Source organism: Oceanicoccus sagamiensis (genome assembly GCF_002117105.1).
In the GTDB taxonomy this organism is placed as follows: Bacteria; Pseudomonadota; Gammaproteobacteria; order Pseudomonadales; family Dasaniaceae; genus Oceanicoccus; species Oceanicoccus sagamiensis.
Genome location: NZ_CP019343.1, coordinates 1,687,932 through 1,702,144, shown reverse-complemented (window position 1 = coordinate 1,702,144; position 14,213 = coordinate 1,687,932). Strand labels below are relative to the sequence as shown.

The window sequence follows — 14,213 nt, the reverse complement described above, 5'->3', positions numbered from 1 at the left end:
GAAAGGTATTAGAATGCTTTAACCAGAGCAGGTCAATCGTAGGGTGGATTATAATCCACCATGTCTGCGGGTACGTTTGGTGGATATAATCCACCCTACGGTTTAGGCCGCCAAATATTGAGATTCCCAGTCCATGGGGGAAGCCGCTAAATAACTATGATGTTGCTCGATAAATAGCGGTGCCACGCGGCAGTCTTTAATACAAGCAAGAATAGCTTCGTCGGTATTATCAAAGGTTGCCAACACATAGCCATCTTCTGCAATAAGCGATGCTGAACCATCATCCCATTCACTAATAGAATACTGCATATCATCCTCCAGCCGTTGTTAGTTCGTTGTACCCTGGCGATGAACCTGAACTTCGCCCTGAACTTAAAACTATGAACTTAGCTATAAACTTAACTATGTTACGGTCAACAGTAAGCTTTGGATGTTGCAGTAATATGACAATCTTTAAGGCCTTAGCTTAAAGCACTAATACTGTGGCGCCTGTGGTATTACCAGACTCCACAGTATCATGGGCTTTTGCAGCCTCCGGCATAGGAATACGCTGGCTGATTTCCACACGCATCTTTTCACGCTGAATCATATCGAAGAGGGCGGCGGCCCCTCTTTCCAGATGCTCACGTTTTTCCACATAGGCAAAAACCTGTGGGCGAACCAGCTTCAGCGAACCTCTGGCCGCCAGGCCCAGGATATTAAAGGGCGGCACAGCTCCGGTGGCATTACCAAAGGACACCATAGAACCTAATGGGGCAATGCAATCCAGCGAGGTTTCAAAGGTCGCGGCACCCAAAGAGTCATAGACCACTTGCACACCTTCATCGTTAGTCAGCGTTTTTACTGTGGCGAGAATATCCTGCTCGTTACGGTTAATTACTTCATCACAGCCATACTGTTTGGCCAGGGCCACTTTTGCCCCGGAGCCAACCACACCGATGACTCTGGCACCTAGCGCTTTGGCCCACTGGCACATTAAAGAACCCACACCACCGGCGGCGGCATAGATTAAAACGTTGTCACCGGCTTTAACGCTATAGCTCTCGGTTAATAATGCCCACACGGTTAAACCTTTTAGAAAAGACGCCGCTGCAACCTCATCACTAATACCATCGGGAATACTCACTAATCGCATCGCATCAACATTGCGTTGCTCAGCATAGGCACCGGGCTCACGGGTCATATAGGCCACTCGATCGCCAACAGCGATATGGCTGACATCCGCCCCAATAGCTTCAACCACACCCACACCTTCAACACCAAGTACCGCCGGTAGTTCGACGGGATATAAGCCTTTGCGCATATAGGTATCAATCATATTAAAACCCACAACCGTGTGTTTAATACGTGCTTGGTTAGCACCTAAAGGGGCTAGTTCAATATCCTGCCATTGCATGGCGGAAGAATCACCGGGCTGGCTAATAACGATGGCTTTACTCATAAGCTTGTTCTCATTACAGGGGAGGTAAGGGGCGGGTTGCGCCCGTATAATTATTGGCTTGTTGAAATAGACGAATATTATCGATTCGCTCTTGATTAACAGGGTGGGAGCTTAAAAATTCTGGGGGCTCAAAGGATTGATGGTGTTGAAACAGCGCAAATAAATCCTCTGCCCCTTTAATATGGCCATAATAAGCCAATAGGGTTTTTAGCGCCTCATCGTCGGCGTCTTTTTCCTGGTCACGGCTAAAGGCCATTGCTGTTAAAAAATTAATCTGGTTTATCAGCGTTTCTGCCACAGCATTTTCTCCAACACCTGACAGGCTGGCCATGGCTAAGGCAATGGTGACACCTCTGCCCATCGCTATAATAGGGTCACGGTGTTTGATATGGGCAATCTCATGGGCCAGCACCATAGCCAGTGCATTTTCATTGGGCAGCTTTTCTAATAGCCCCTGATAAATAATAATATGGCCACCCAGTGTTGCATAGGCATTGACTGTATCGCCCTCTATATAGTGTACCGTAACGCTTATATCTTCCGGCAGTTGTTGCTGCTGCACTAAGTCCGCCGTTAGTGCTGTTAAGTATTTTTGTGTTTTACTCGCTGTTGTCACTGCGGGTACCAAAGTGCCAACCACCGTCGACTCGGCCAAACGTGTTTCTACTTCAAAGGGTACAAACCTAACCAACCATTCCGCCAGAGCAAAAATAATCACAAAAGCGGCAACAATAAATACCCCCACCCCAATTAACATGGCCGCAAAATCTTTTAGCGGATGTTCATCGCTTATATTAATACCTTCGGGTATTTTGGGGTTTTGGTAATTCATCAGCTCTGTGTGGGAATTAATGCGGTGCCATAGGCATAGACTTCAACAGAACCAATTTGTTGTTTTTTACCTTTGGTTATCGAGGCGGTTTCTAACTTAACATTGCAAACAGTGGTTGCACCCAGATTGCTAGCTTCTTGTTTCATCCGCAAGATCGCTTCACGGCGGGCCCGCTCTATCAACGTTTCATAGGCCGTAACACGGCCACCAATCAGGCTGCGAAGGCTGGCGGCAATCCGTTTAAAGTAGTCCACCGAGATCACTACATTACCCGCCACTAATGTGGTTTCAACCGGTTCACTTAAGGGTGGTGGCAGACGTTCACTAAAGCAAAGGATAGAGCGGAGCTGTTGCTCGCGCAGGGCAATAGACTTAAAGTGCCGGGTTTCTGCAATGCGGCCAAAAATATAACCCAGAGTTATTAAACTAAGAAAAACGACAATATCAAACATAGGCATACCCTTCGTTATTCGATAACGACCGCGGTGCCGTAGGCAAATAATTCCGCGGCCCCGGCGGTAATAGAAGAAGTGGAAAAACGCACATTAATAACAGCGTTAGCACCAATCGCCTGAGCCTGTTGCACCATCCGTTGAGTCGCCTCTTCCCGCGCTTCCTGTAATAGCTCGGTATAACCTACCAGCTCGCCACCAAAGATATTTTTAAAGCCGGCCATAATGTCACGGCCAACATGCTTTGAGCGTACGGTATTGCCTTGTACCATACCGAGATGTTTGCTGATTTTCTTGCCGGGTATAATTTCTATATTGCTGATTAACACCAGTATCTCCTTTAGGGTTTACGCCGCCGTGCAAAGGCCTTATGTTACACCTATTAACTCCTTTCAGCATAGGTCGATCGTGTGATACCGAAAAAATACACCCACCAGGTATTTTCATTTTTTATGGCGCTATTGATGTCTTGCCTGATGTCTCTGGTGATTACAGTCTTTAATTTGGGGCTGGTAGAAGGGCTATTGGGTATTTGGTTAAAAGCCTGGGGCTTTGGCTTTATTGTAGCCCTGCCAACGGTGCTTACCGTATCACCGCTGGTCAGAAAGTTGGTTAATTTAGTAGTAGAGGACTAACAGCCCTAGGGCTTAGATTGTAGCGCCCGAATCATGCTATTCATCAAGTGGGTATTATCCCAGCCCGCTTTCATCGGCGCCCGGCCCGAATGGGGGCCGGTACGGATAACCACCAGATCGTAGAACCTTGAGATATAGACCATCTGGCCGCCGCGGCCCCAATAGTAAAATAGATCCGGGTCCAAAAAATCTTCGCCATGGTGAGCTGTCCAGTTATCAGGATCGGTTATTCGCTTTTTGTCGGTATAGGCTTTAACCCCTTCCGCACGCCAGGTCAGATAGCCGTAGGCCGTATTGGTGGGGGATGCTTTTATCATATCCTCGACCCAGGCTTCAGAAACAATCTGCTGGCCATTAAAACGGCCGCCATCTTTTAATAGCAAACCTAAACGAGCCCAGTTGCGGGTGGGAATTAATAAACAACACGATACCACGGCATTGCCATTCTCTCTATCCAGCCAAACTTTTGAGGGCATATTGCCCAGCGGCTGCCACAGGTTTTGATTTAAAAAATCGGCATAGCGCTGACCGGAAACACGTTCAAGAATAATACCTAACAGGGCAGGGTCCATTTCGTTGTAATCGTATTTTTCCTGAGGCTGCCAAATTTTTTCGGCGGATAACACCAAGGCTTCACGATCTTTGGAAAATAAATATTTAAAAGCGCTTTTTTCCCGGAACGGGTTAAGGCTAAAGGGCATTTGTTCTAGCCCTGATGACATGGTTAATAAATCATAGAGTGTGATATTACCTTTGTCGCTACCCTCCCACTCTGGGATATATTTTTTCACCGGGTCATCAACAGAGTCGATTAAACCTTTGTCGATGGCAATACCGACTAATATCGCCACAATGGTTTTATGGGCAGACTGTGATTGGGTCAGGCTATTTTCATCCCAGCCCTCGTTATACCACTCAGCCTGAATAACACCTTTATGGATAACCATCATAGAAAAGCTTTTATACTCTTTGGCATAGGAAGCCGCTGCATCCAAAACATCCTGCGGAATGGTTTGTGTTTCAGGCTTCGCCTTGGGAAGCACTATTTCTGCACTACCCGCCACTATCTCTGTTGGAGAAAAGTTTTCATAGGAAGGGTCTGGGTGAGTTAAGGTATCCCATAGGCGGCGATAGAATACCGGGTCATCCCAATAGCTGATATTGATTGCGATAAACCCAAAGAGTGCAGCAGCTGCAAATAGTTTCTTAATCATTATATTATGGTTATCAGAGTAAATAAGAATAATAGAGAATAGCGGCTCTGGCCCTGCGCTTCACCTGGCTTAACACAACTTTTCCAAGCCACTTATTGCTTCAGCTAAGACGGTACTAACAACGGGTGTCTTATTGATGCCTGGTAAAGAGCCAATTAATCATAGAGCTCACCAAGCCTCATCTCTTAAACACTGTCCGCTTAATTAGTTTAAGACTAGCTTAAATTTGCTATAGGGGAGGCTATTTTATAATGTGATGGCTTTTAAAGCGATGCGTCAAATGCTAGCCTCAACCTATTTACCTTTAATGTCTTTTACAGCGGCTACGCTGTTCCTAAGCTTTATCTTCAGGTTGTTATTGTATGTCTGAGTTATTTAATGATATTGCGGACCGCTATTTAAAGCGCCGCCAGTTTTTAAGCGCTGGTGCTACGCTGGCAGGTATTGGCCTTATTGGCTGTGGTACCCGCAAAGACTCATCCCGGCCTGCCACCCTGGGTAGCCAACCGCCAGGCTTTGCTGGTATGCCTCATCGCCTGGAGACATTTCATTCTGTGGCCGAAGGGTACCGCGGCGAAGTCTTAATTCGCTGGGGAGACAGTCTTGGCGGCCAACCGCCCACCCGCTTTCCGATTAGCAGCGAAGAGCAGCGTGATCGCTTTGGCTATAATAATGACTTTATTGCCTATTCTCCCCTGGACCAACAGGCAGCCAATGGTACCGAGCATCGTGCGTCCAATAATAGCCAGCACGGGTTATTAAGTATCAACCATGAAAACTGTTATCCCCACCTGATGTTTCCCGGCTTTAAAAACCGGTTTGATGCAGAGGGCCTAACCAATGATGAACAAGTAAAGTCATCGATCTATTCCGTTGGCCACAGTGTGATTGAAGTCGAAAAAATCAATAATCAATGGCGAGTGATTGATAACAGCCCCTATCAACGGCGGATAACACCCTTTACGGCTATAGAGATTACCGGGCCTGCGGCGGGCAGTGAGCGCTTAAAAACCAGCAAGGAGAATACCGGCCGCCAAGTGCTGGGCACGCTGGGTAACTGTGCCGGAGGTAAAACACCCTGGGGCACCGTATTAATTGCCGAGGAAAATTTTTCTGAATTCTTTGGTTTGGACCCAGCACATATAGCCAATATCCCCGACCGGGAATTAACTAATCACCGGCGTTTTGCCGTTGAAGAAGAAGGAGGCTTTTGGGCCAGAGTCGATCCGCGGTTTGATGTCACCAATGAACCCCATGAAATGAATCGCTTTGGCTGGATGGTTGAGTACAACCCCTATGACCCGGACAGCATACCCCAAAAGCGAACAGCCCTTGGCCGCTTTGAACATGAGGGGGCTACCCTGGTCTGTAAAGAGGGCCAGCCTGTCGTTGCCTATAGTGGTGATGATGCTGAGCATCAATACCTTTATCGTTTTGTCTCTGAAAAAGCGTACCGGGAAGGTGACCATCAGCATAATCAATACCTGCTGGAAAGCGGTACTTTATACTGTGCTGTTTTTAATGAAGACGGAACCGGTCAATGGCTTCCTTTGCTTTATGGTCAGGGACCATTAACCGCGGAGAATGGTTTTTATAATCAAGCGGATGTTTTAATCGACACCCGCCTTGCAGCCCAGTTACTCGGTGCCACCAAAATGGACCGGCCCGAAGATGTGGAAACCAATCCCCATACCGACCGCACTTATGTGGCGCTAACTAAAAATAAACACAAATTATCTGCCAATGCAGCCAACCCCAAAGTACAAAACCCCGCCGGACATATTGTTGAAATACTGCCACCGGGTGTTGATGGACAGCGCGACCATAGCCAACATTATTTCTCTTGGGATTTATTATTACTGGGTGGCAGCGATCAAACAGGGGCTAAGCCTCAGGGCCTGTATGGTGGACAGCTTGAAGAGGGTGGCTGGTTTGCCAACCCGGATAATATTGCCTTTGATGCCAGAGGACGGCTATGGATTGCATCCGATGGCTGCCAGAGCTTTGGCTTTGCCGATGGGCTTTGGTGTACGGCAACCGTAGGGGAAGAGCGAGCCAAACCCCGGCACTTTTTTTCCTGCCCAACCGGGGCAGAACTCTGTGGTCCGGAATTTACCCCCGATGGCAAAACCTTATTTGCCGCAGTACAACACCCCGCTACCGATTATCAAAGTCGCTATGATCAACCGTCGACCCGCTGGCCAGACTTTGATGCTGCGATACCGCCACGACCATCCATTGTTGCTATTACTAAAGATAACGGCGGCTTAATTGGAGACTGACTATGGCCTGCTATAACAGCAAGCGATCAGCTTAATGCAACCATCGATAATTCGCTATTAAATAGCAGGGCTGATTTAACCATCATCTCGATAACCGCTTATTTCATGGACCCAAGCCATATCGGCTATTTTTCCCTCTAAAAAACGCACATAGGTTCTACTCCCCATAAACGTCGCCTTAAACACAGCCCAAAAGTCACCATCTATAGCGTGGTTAATGGGGTATTTATGCCATATTGGCTCAAAGTTACTCGCAAGCCCCTCAAAGGCATTAAAACTATCAAGCAGCAACTTGCCATTTTGGTCCAGAGTAAAATGCTTTATTCCGCCGCTATGTATTGAGGTCACCCTGCCTCTATAGACTGATTCCAGAGCTTGTATGTCTTCGAGCTTGATAAAGCTATCACCCCAGCCATGATTAATAGAAGGATCTTTACCCCTGATCAGTGAATAGAGATAAAGGCCATCGAAATTAACCGACGAATAGCGGTTGTCTAATTGATCGGGGACTTGATCGGTCATTGCTGTAGCGCAGATAAATCTACTTTAAGGGCTTTTATAGTTGAGAAATACGGCTTTAACACCATTGAGGGTGGCTCTTCTTTGCTGCTATTGGCCTGCTGCTCAAAACGTATCAAATGCTGCTGCAAGGCGGATTCTGCTTTTTTAAGCCTTTGAAGGCCAACAGCGCTTTGACTAAAAGAGGCCATTTCAAAAGCCCCTTTAAGCTCATGGCAGCTGGTTTTTAAGGACTGCGCTTTGCAGGTATCCATAGCCTCAATAGATTGACTGGCTGCCAGTAAGTTATCAATCACTTGATGGCGTCGGCCAATCACCAACTCAAGTTCCTCAAAAGTCAGGGTTAAGCCCTGACTTATTGTTTTCCGCTGCTTCTGCATAAGGAACAACGCCGCCAACAGCAATAGGATAATAAACATAACCATTATCTGTTCCACTAGTGGCCTCCTAAAGACTGCTACTTATCGCCTTGCGAAGAACCTGTTTGGGGCTGGCCAGCACGGTTTAAAAAATCCATTATTTTTTTCGAGTCCGAAGTGTCGATCATGTCGTCGCCTACAGTGTTAATAGTCATCTGGCAGGCCGTCGCCTTGGATAAATAAACCACACCGCTATCCAATTCTAACTCCATCCAGGTCACCCCTGAAATACTTCGCTGGATAGGAAGTCTGCTAAGGCCTTCACTAACAATCACTTTTTCACCAGCCCAACAGGTAATAAAGTACGGCGTTTTATTCTCTGTTTGTGAATAACTGTTTAGTGAAAAGACTATCAAGGGCAGTAGTATTAATACCATCTTCGTCATTCGGCTTGTCCTTTATTGATTGGCGAGATATCAAAAATTATGGGGGAGGGCTTAACTGTCGTCTTTAATCGCATCGATACGAAGCAGCAGTTCCATCATTTTTTGGATATCCTGGTAAATTTCTTTACGGATAACATCAACTTTCGGTGCTGTTATTCGACCATCCAATGCCTCGTGGATGGCCGCTGCTGTCTCACCACGTTCAACATCTACTAATACCATAGCGTCCAGCAGCTCAATATTTGAGGTATTGGTATAGTCCTTGGTTTGGTATACGGCACAATTAAATTGTTGGGCAAAGTCGCTTAGCAGGCTTAGCTCGCCGGTCTCTTTAATAATCTGTAAAAACTCTTTCAGATTTAAATGGTGTCCCTTCATATTGGGGTCACATTTATTATTAAAGGTATTGTCTTTAATGCCTAACGCTTTAGCTAAACCTGTCATACCCCGCTTATCACCTTTGTGGTATGCCTTGGCAACTTTATGGACTTGGGTCGTGATATTAAAATAGATATCATCCATGGAATAAACCTTATTTATTGTTATCCGGGTACTTTATCACAGAGTATTGAGTTTTACCGCTGCCCCCAAAGCATTACTTTTTAGAGCTACGGTCAATGGTGGGGGTTTCATAAATGCCGTAATCTACCGCGTCATCCTGCCATTGGTTTTTGGCCTCCTCTTGTCTTTGCTGCACGGTTTTTCCCCAGACCTCTAAGTGCACCCGCGCCATAACGTCACTCATCGCTTTATAGGTGCTGATTGATAGAAAAACACCGGCTTCCATAAAGCCCTCAATACGGTGGCGCTCGGTATCCGATTTATGGCCCTCTTTGGATGCCATAAAGTATTGGCGTAGCCGATGGGCGAGTTCTTCCAGAAATAGATTATTTGTCATTATGCGCTCGTTGTTTAATGTTCGTGCTCAATATGGGTAAATCCCGGTTTTTAATAAGGGAGAATAGACAAGCATACTATTTCTAAATAACAGATTCACTGTAGATTCACAGAACAATCTACAGTGATAATTTTTTGCTATTGCTCTACGTTTACTCCCTCTCAATAACAACAGGATAAGCCATGGATATTCATCAGTTGGACTGCTTCCGGGGTGATACTTATGCAAATAAAAAAAACCCAAAACCTTTTCACTCACGCTGTGAGCAGAAACATGTAAGCTATCAGCACGATCAATTGATAGAGCGCATTCATTATTTGAAAAAACTCAACGGCTCTAGCTTTAAAAGGCTGTATCAACAGGCCCAGGAGGATAAAGGGATAAAGTCTTACCGGCTGGTTGCTCCAAAACAGATTCAAGAGATCAAACGCCTAAACGAATTGGCTCCCAATATTAGCGAAGTGACTGACTATATCGCTCAATCGCTCTGCCTGCCCCTTTATACTAACAACCGTATTATGGGCTTTCGGCCGATTTTACTGTTAGGGGATCCCGGTATTGGTAAATCCTATATCACTAAACTGATTGCCAGATTTTTGGGTATTGATTTTAAAAGTATTGATATGGGGTCTCTGACATCCGCCTTTGAACTACAGGGCAACAATAGCTCATGGAACTCTAGCCAACCGGGGCAACTTGCCCGGGCTGCCATTGAGTCGCCCATAGGGAATTTTATGTTGTTGTTGGATGAAATTGATAAGGCCCCGACAAGAACACAATACCCGCCATTAAATGCCTTATATCCACTGTTGGAAGAGCATACTGCTAAGTACTATCGTGATGCGTATTTAGAAATGGCGTTTGATCTTTCCAAGCTAATGATTATTGCTACAGCAAATACGGTTGATACTATTCACCCGGCATTATTGTCACGCTTTTATATTATTAATATTAAAAAACCAACGGCACAACAGCAGATGAAAATTGTTAAAGCCATTTTTCACCAGTTGATTAAGGATAAACACATTCATGAAATACAGAATAAGGCGCTATCTACCGAGATTATTCACCATCTAAGCAAAAGCAGCCCACGAGAAATTAAACGGAAGCTAGAGATAGCCCTATCCAAATCAGCCTATGAACGAGCTTCACGGTTTAACCCTGAGCAAAGGTTTGACAATGTAGCTGATTTGGAAGAACTGGTACTGGAGCCCCATCATTTTGGTATAAAAGAAAGCGCTGGAAATAAACCCGCCACAAAAGTGGTGCCGTTGTTTAACCGCTCATTATTCTGATAGGTGGCCAGCGAATATGTCAATCTACCTGGCAAGATATACCGCTAAGTTAGCTATGGTGGTTTTGGTAACAACCGCTATTTGGCTATATGGTTTTCTGGCACTAGCCACACTTAAGTTTATTGCAATGGATGTGGCGTTATCTCCTATGCTCTCTTTGCAATGGATAGTTCAAATTTTTTTCTTTGGTGGGGCTTGTTATCTATACAGCCTTGGTATTTTCTGGGGGTTTCAGCAAGTGCTTAGGGTCGGCCCCTTGAAAAGGGTATTTGCCGTATTGTCAGCGCTATTAGCTAGTCTTTTAGTAATATACCTTGATAACAACGCACCCACTTGCTGTTTTAAACCAAGGGCTCTTTGTATTGATTCACAATTAGGTGGCATTATCATGATAGTGACCTGGGGAGTAATACCTTTGTTGGTAGATAAGCGTTGTAGATAAGCGTTGGTAAGCCCTAGGGTTTATTCAGGCTGTTCCGGCATAGATACCTGCATAAAAAAAGCTGTGCCTTTTAATTAAGGGACTGGCAACCTTTAACCAATCATCACAACTCAGTGAAAAATCTGATGGTTTATTAGAGAGCAGAGCCTCGTATGTATCTAAAAATATAACGGGGGCTCGCTTCTTTTGTTGTGAATATGACTCCAGGTCAAAAGAAAAGAAGCTAATCAGCAAATCTTCTATTTCATGTATATCAAGGTGCTCAATGCTTTCCAGTTCTTCCTTTACACTCGGGTTTAGAGCAAATTGGGTTGTATATAATTTATAGCATTGCTGGACAGCGTCTTTGGCTGCGCCAACAATCCCAAAACCGTCAAAGGATGAAATTATCGAGGCAACAAGCCCTGACTCATCAATAAATGGAAGCTCATCTTCATTGAACTTAATATCTGGGGATTTTTTTGCGAAATATATACTATACGCGATTTTAAAATGGGGGAATTTTGCTCCTTGACCTTCAAGCTGATTGACTATTTCGCATAGAAATCTACCAAGTGTACGTAGCTCTTTTCTAGCGAAGTCGACTTCAGCCCACAGTATCTTATCAGGGTAGCTCTGACACTTCTTAGCAAGCTCCTTTCTTAGCCTTGTTTTACCAATACCCCCAACACCATAAAAAGTGATTACATTTTTTTCGGGGGGAACCCCTGTTTTAATTGTTTCTTGGATAGCTGTACTAAATATTTTTTGCGGTGTTTCTCTATCAGTAAATACCCTTGTAGCACGCTCTCTTTTTTTTGTTTTCCTTAACTCAACCATAGAAGAGCCTTAACTTCCCGCGACTAATTGATTTTATTGTTTATTACTTGAAAGCCTTATTCAAAACCCCCGCCTTCTCAATAAGGCTTTATCCAAGAAGAGGGGGAATCTGATAACTAGTACTGATTTTTATTATCTATCGCTCACGATTAAATTAAACGTCCAAATTAGCCACTTTCAAGGCATTCTCTTCAATAAATTCGCGACGTGGCTCAACCTGATCACCCATCAATGTAGTAAAGATCTGATCTGCGGCAATAGCATCTTCTATCGTTACCCGCAGCATTCTACGCTCTTCGGGGTCCATTGTGGTTTCCCATAGCTGCTCGGGGTTCATCTCACCCAACCCTTTATAGCGCTGGATATTAAGACCTTTTTCAGCCTGAATCATTAACCAATCAATGGCCTGACTAAAATCATTAATCTCTTCAGATTTTTCGCCGCGCTGAATATAAGCACCCTCTTCAAGGAAACCAATTAGCTTGGCACCCATGGCAACAATGGCCTTGTAATCGTTGGATGAAAAGAAGTCCTGGTTAAAGACAAACTCGGTATCAACACCATGGGCTATTGAAATAATACGAGGCAAGAAGTTATGGCGCTCGGTATCTTCTTTCACATCAACCTGATAAGACTGGCTGTTTGAACCTTCGCCCAATTTTTCTTGAAGCTGATCGGCCCACTGCTGAACAGCAGATTGATCACGCAATTGTTCCACGGTTAACTCAGGCAGATAAATCATTTCCTGCATGGCTGTTTCTGGATATAAACGAGATAGGCGAGCAATAGTGCTTAATACGCTGCGGTATTGTTTAACTAGATCTTCCAAGGCTGTGCCGACAATGCCTGGAGCATCGGGGCCGGTATGCAAAGAGGCATTTTCCATCGCGCTTTGTGTCAGGTACTGGTCTTTACCATCTTCATCTTTTAGGTATTGGTGCTGTTTGCCTTTACCAATTTTGTATAACGGCGGCTGGGCGATAAATACATGGCCGCGCTCAATCAGCTCTGGCATCTGTCTAAAGAAGAACGTTAGAAGCAGGGTTCTAATATGAGAACCATCCACATCCGCATCCGTCATAATAATAATGCTGTGGTAGCGCAACTTATCGGGATCAAACTCTGATTTGCCGATACCGCAGCCTAAAGCCGTTACGATGGTGCCGACCTCTACGGAAGAGAGCATTTTATCGAAACGGGCTTTTTCTACATTTAAGATTTTACCTTTTAGCGGCAAAATCGCCTGGGTACGACGATCACGGCCCTGTTTGGCCGAGCCACCCGCCGAATCACCCTCCACCAGATAAACCTCACTAAGTGCAGGGTCTTTCTCCTGACAGTCCGCCAGTTTGCCTGGCAGGCCGGCAATATCCAATGCGCCCTTACGGCGAGTCATTTCACGCGCTTTACGAGCTGCTTCACGGGCACGGGCAGCATCCATCATTTTGGTCACTACCAGCTTGGCTTCACCGGGGTTTTCCATCAGGTAATCACCAAAAGACTGGTTCATCGCCTGTTCTACAACGGTTTTTACTTCTGAGGAAACCAGTTTGTCTTTAGTCTGTGAAGAAAACTTGGGGTCTGGAACTTTAACCGAGATAACGGCTGTTAGCCCTTCACGGGCGTCATCACCGCTGGTGGAGACTTTATCTTTCTTGGCGAAGCCTTCACGCTCGATATAGCCATTCAAACTACGGGTTAATGATGCTCTAAAGCCCGCTAAGTGGGTTCCGCCATCACGTTGCGGGATATTATTGGTATAACAGTGGATGCTTTCCTGAAAACTATCGTTCCATTGCAGGGCGACTTCAACACCTACGCCACCTTCACCCATGACATTAAAGTGAAATAGCTTATTAATGGTAGACTTATTTTGGTTCAGATAAGCCACAAACTCTCTTAAACCACCGTCATAAGCATAGTCTTCCTGCTTACCGCTACGCTCATCTTTTAAGGAGATATGGATGCCGGAGTTAAGAAAGGCCAGTTCGCGAAGACGTTTGGCAAGTTGGTCGAAATGGAATTCAATATTGGTAAAGGTATCCGCTGAAGGTTTAAAGCGAACTTCGGTCCCTGTGGTTTCTGAGTCCCCCACGATAGCCAAAGGAGCCTGAGGAACACCATGGCTATAGATCTGCTCATGGATTTTACCGCCACGGCGGATTGTCAGCTTCACTTCTTCCGATAGCGCGTTAACTACCGAAACCCCCACACCGTGCAGACCACCGGAGACTTTATAGGAGTTATCATCGAATTTACCGCCAGCATGCAGCACGGTCATAATAACTTCTGCCGCAGAAATACCCTCTTCATGGACCTCTGTCGGTATACCACGGCCATCATCGGAGACACTGACCGACTCATCAGGGTGAATAACAACATTAATAATCGAACAGTGACCCGCTAAGGCCTCATCGATAGAGTTATCAACCACCTCAAACACCATATGGTGCAGGCCGGTACCGTCATCGGTATCACCGATATACATGCCCGGGCGTTTACGCACAGCATCCAGGCCTTTTAAAACCTTGATACTGGAGGAGTCGTAGCTGTTTTCTTCTTCGCTCATAAAAAACCTG

17 protein-coding genes are annotated in these 14,213 nt (G+C 45.4%); 4 read left to right on the top strand and 13 right to left on the bottom strand.

Translation table 11 applies throughout. The annotated features are described in order from the left end of the window. Positions 1 to 102 precede the first annotated feature (102 nt). The 5 genes from BST96_RS07710 to BST96_RS07690 form a co-directional block, all read right to left on the bottom strand. On the bottom strand, positions 103 to 309 hold the full coding sequence (locus tag BST96_RS07710; RefSeq protein WP_085758146.1) for a hypothetical protein: 207 nt from the start codon (positions 307 to 309) through the stop codon (positions 103 to 105). 157 nt (positions 310 to 466) lie between these two features. Continuing rightward, on the bottom strand, positions 467 to 1,441 hold the full coding sequence (locus BST96_RS07705) for a quinone oxidoreductase family protein (RefSeq protein WP_085758145.1): 975 nt from the start codon (positions 1,439 to 1,441) through the stop codon (positions 467 to 469). Positions 1,442 to 1,454: 13 nt separating this feature from the next. Next, a complete protein-coding gene (locus BST96_RS07700) occupies positions 1,455 to 2,273 on the bottom strand; it encodes a M48 family metallopeptidase (protein ID WP_085758144.1) in 819 nt (272 codons plus the stop codon). Further along, positions 2,273 to 2,725 (bottom strand): YbjQ family protein, encoded by a 453-nt coding sequence (locus BST96_RS07695; protein WP_085758143.1) that lies wholly within the window; start codon positions 2,723 to 2,725, stop codon positions 2,273 to 2,275. The genes BST96_RS07700 and BST96_RS07695 overlap by 1 nt, the downstream gene beginning before the upstream one ends. Before the next feature lie 14 nt (positions 2,726 to 2,739). After that, the gene (locus BST96_RS07690) at positions 2,740 to 3,054 is read right to left on the bottom strand and encodes a YbjQ family protein (RefSeq protein ID WP_085758142.1); all 315 of its coding nucleotides are present in this window, start codon (positions 3,052 to 3,054) and stop codon (positions 2,740 to 2,742) included. 81 nt (positions 3,055 to 3,135) lie between these two features. On the opposite strand from BST96_RS07690, the gene BST96_RS07685 reads away from it, so the two are divergent. Next, positions 3,136 to 3,360, top strand: coding sequence for a DUF2798 domain-containing protein (locus tag BST96_RS07685; RefSeq protein WP_085758141.1), 225 nt, complete (start codon positions 3,136 to 3,138; stop codon positions 3,358 to 3,360). A gap of 5 nt (positions 3,361 to 3,365) precedes the next feature. Here BST96_RS07685 and BST96_RS07680 read toward each other — a convergent pair whose 3' ends face one another. After that, a complete protein-coding gene (locus tag BST96_RS07680; protein WP_085758140.1) occupies positions 3,366 to 4,574 on the bottom strand; it encodes a serine hydrolase domain-containing protein in 1,209 nt (402 codons plus the stop codon). A gap of 362 nt (positions 4,575 to 4,936) precedes the next feature. On the opposite strand from BST96_RS07680, the gene BST96_RS07675 reads away from it, so the two are divergent. After that, entirely contained in the window at positions 4,937 to 6,856 is a 1,920-nt protein-coding gene (locus BST96_RS07675; protein ID WP_085758139.1) for a PhoX family protein, read from the top strand. Between the two features lie 75 nt (positions 6,857 to 6,931). On the opposite strand, the gene BST96_RS07670 is transcribed toward BST96_RS07675, so the two are convergent. From BST96_RS07670 to BST96_RS07650, 5 genes are all read right to left on the bottom strand, one after another. Continuing rightward, a complete protein-coding gene (locus BST96_RS07670) occupies positions 6,932 to 7,378 on the bottom strand; it encodes a hypothetical protein (protein ID WP_085758138.1) in 447 nt (148 codons plus the stop codon). Beyond that, positions 7,375 to 7,812 (bottom strand): hypothetical protein, encoded by a 438-nt coding sequence (locus BST96_RS07665; RefSeq protein ID WP_085758137.1) that lies wholly within the window; start codon positions 7,810 to 7,812, stop codon positions 7,375 to 7,377. Before BST96_RS07665 ends, BST96_RS07670 begins: the two co-directional genes overlap by 4 nt. Before the next feature lie 20 nt (positions 7,813 to 7,832). Continuing rightward, positions 7,833 to 8,180, bottom strand: a complete 348-nt coding sequence (locus BST96_RS07660) for a hypothetical protein (RefSeq protein WP_085758136.1) — start codon at positions 8,178 to 8,180, stop codon at positions 7,833 to 7,835. A gap of 51 nt (positions 8,181 to 8,231) precedes the next feature. Beyond that, positions 8,232 to 8,702 carry a phage regulatory CII family protein gene (locus BST96_RS07655; RefSeq protein WP_085758135.1) on the bottom strand — a complete coding sequence of 157 codons (471 nt, stop codon included), beginning with the start codon at positions 8,700 to 8,702 and terminating at the stop codon, positions 8,232 to 8,234. Positions 8,703 to 8,775: 73 nt separating this feature from the next. Next, positions 8,776 to 9,078, bottom strand: a complete 303-nt coding sequence (locus tag BST96_RS07650) for a hypothetical protein (protein ID WP_157117895.1) — start codon at positions 9,076 to 9,078, stop codon at positions 8,776 to 8,778. A gap of 182 nt (positions 9,079 to 9,260) precedes the next feature. Here BST96_RS07650 and BST96_RS07645 point away from each other — a divergent pair, with 182 nt between their 5' ends. Continuing rightward, the gene (locus BST96_RS07645; RefSeq protein ID WP_085758133.1) at positions 9,261 to 10,373 is read left to right on the top strand and encodes an AAA family ATPase; all 1,113 of its coding nucleotides are present in this window, start codon (positions 9,261 to 9,263) and stop codon (positions 10,371 to 10,373) included. Positions 10,374 to 10,389: 16 nt separating this feature from the next. Continuing rightward, positions 10,390 to 10,815: a hypothetical protein gene (locus tag BST96_RS07640; RefSeq protein ID WP_085758132.1), complete on the top strand. Its 426-nt coding sequence runs from the start codon at positions 10,390 to 10,392 to the stop codon at positions 10,813 to 10,815. Positions 10,816 to 10,839: 24 nt separating this feature from the next. Here BST96_RS07640 and BST96_RS07635 read toward each other — a convergent pair whose 3' ends face one another. Both BST96_RS07635 and gyrB read right to left on the bottom strand, forming a co-directional pair. Beyond that, the gene (locus BST96_RS07635; protein WP_085758131.1) at positions 10,840 to 11,634 is read right to left on the bottom strand and encodes a hypothetical protein; all 795 of its coding nucleotides are present in this window, start codon (positions 11,632 to 11,634) and stop codon (positions 10,840 to 10,842) included. 154 nt (positions 11,635 to 11,788) lie between these two features. Continuing rightward, positions 11,789 to 14,203, bottom strand: a complete 2,415-nt coding sequence (gene gyrB, locus BST96_RS07630) for a DNA topoisomerase (ATP-hydrolyzing) subunit B (protein ID WP_085758130.1) — start codon at positions 14,201 to 14,203, stop codon at positions 11,789 to 11,791. Positions 14,204 to 14,213 lie beyond the last annotated feature (10 nt).

What these genes read in the sequence shown, in the direction of transcription:
- BST96_RS07710 (WP_085758146.1), bottom strand. Translation starts at nt 309, where the DNA reads ATGCAGTATTCTATTAGTGAATGGGATGATGGTTCAGCATCGCTTATT.
- BST96_RS07705 (WP_085758145.1), bottom strand. Translation starts at nt 1,441, where the DNA reads ATGAGTAAAGCCATCGTTATTAGCCAGCCCGGTGATTCTTCCGCCATG.
- BST96_RS07700 (WP_085758144.1), bottom strand. Translation starts at nt 2,273, where the DNA reads ATGAATTACCAAAACCCCAAAATACCCGAAGGTATTAATATAAGCGAT.
- BST96_RS07695 (WP_085758143.1), bottom strand. Translation starts at nt 2,725, where the DNA reads ATGTTTGATATTGTCGTTTTTCTTAGTTTAATAACTCTGGGTTATATT.
- BST96_RS07680 (WP_085758140.1), bottom strand. Translation starts at nt 4,574, where the DNA reads ATGATTAAGAAACTATTTGCAGCTGCTGCACTCTTTGGGTTTATCGCA.
- BST96_RS07675 (WP_085758139.1), top strand. Translation starts at nt 4,937, where the DNA reads ATGTCTGAGTTATTTAATGATATTGCGGACCGCTATTTAAAGCGCCGC.
- BST96_RS07670 (WP_085758138.1), bottom strand. Translation starts at nt 7,378, where the DNA reads ATGACCGATCAAGTCCCCGATCAATTAGACAACCGCTATTCGTCGGTT.
- BST96_RS07660 (WP_085758136.1), bottom strand. Translation starts at nt 8,180, where the DNA reads ATGACGAAGATGGTATTAATACTACTGCCCTTGATAGTCTTTTCACTA.
- BST96_RS07655 (WP_085758135.1), bottom strand. Translation starts at nt 8,702, where the DNA reads ATGGATGATATCTATTTTAATATCACGACCCAAGTCCATAAAGTTGCC.
- BST96_RS07650 (WP_157117895.1), bottom strand. Translation starts at nt 9,078, where the DNA reads ATGACAAATAATCTATTTCTGGAAGAACTCGCCCATCGGCTACGCCAA.
- BST96_RS07645 (WP_085758133.1), top strand. Translation starts at nt 9,261, where the DNA reads ATGGATATTCATCAGTTGGACTGCTTCCGGGGTGATACTTATGCAAAT.
- BST96_RS07640 (WP_085758132.1), top strand. Translation starts at nt 10,390, where the DNA reads ATGTCAATCTACCTGGCAAGATATACCGCTAAGTTAGCTATGGTGGTT.
- BST96_RS07635 (WP_085758131.1), bottom strand. Translation starts at nt 11,634, where the DNA reads ATGGTTGAGTTAAGGAAAACAAAAAAAAGAGAGCGTGCTACAAGGGTA.
- gyrB (WP_085758130.1), bottom strand. Translation starts at nt 14,203, where the DNA reads ATGAGCGAAGAAGAAAACAGCTACGACTCCTCCAGTATCAAGGTTTTA.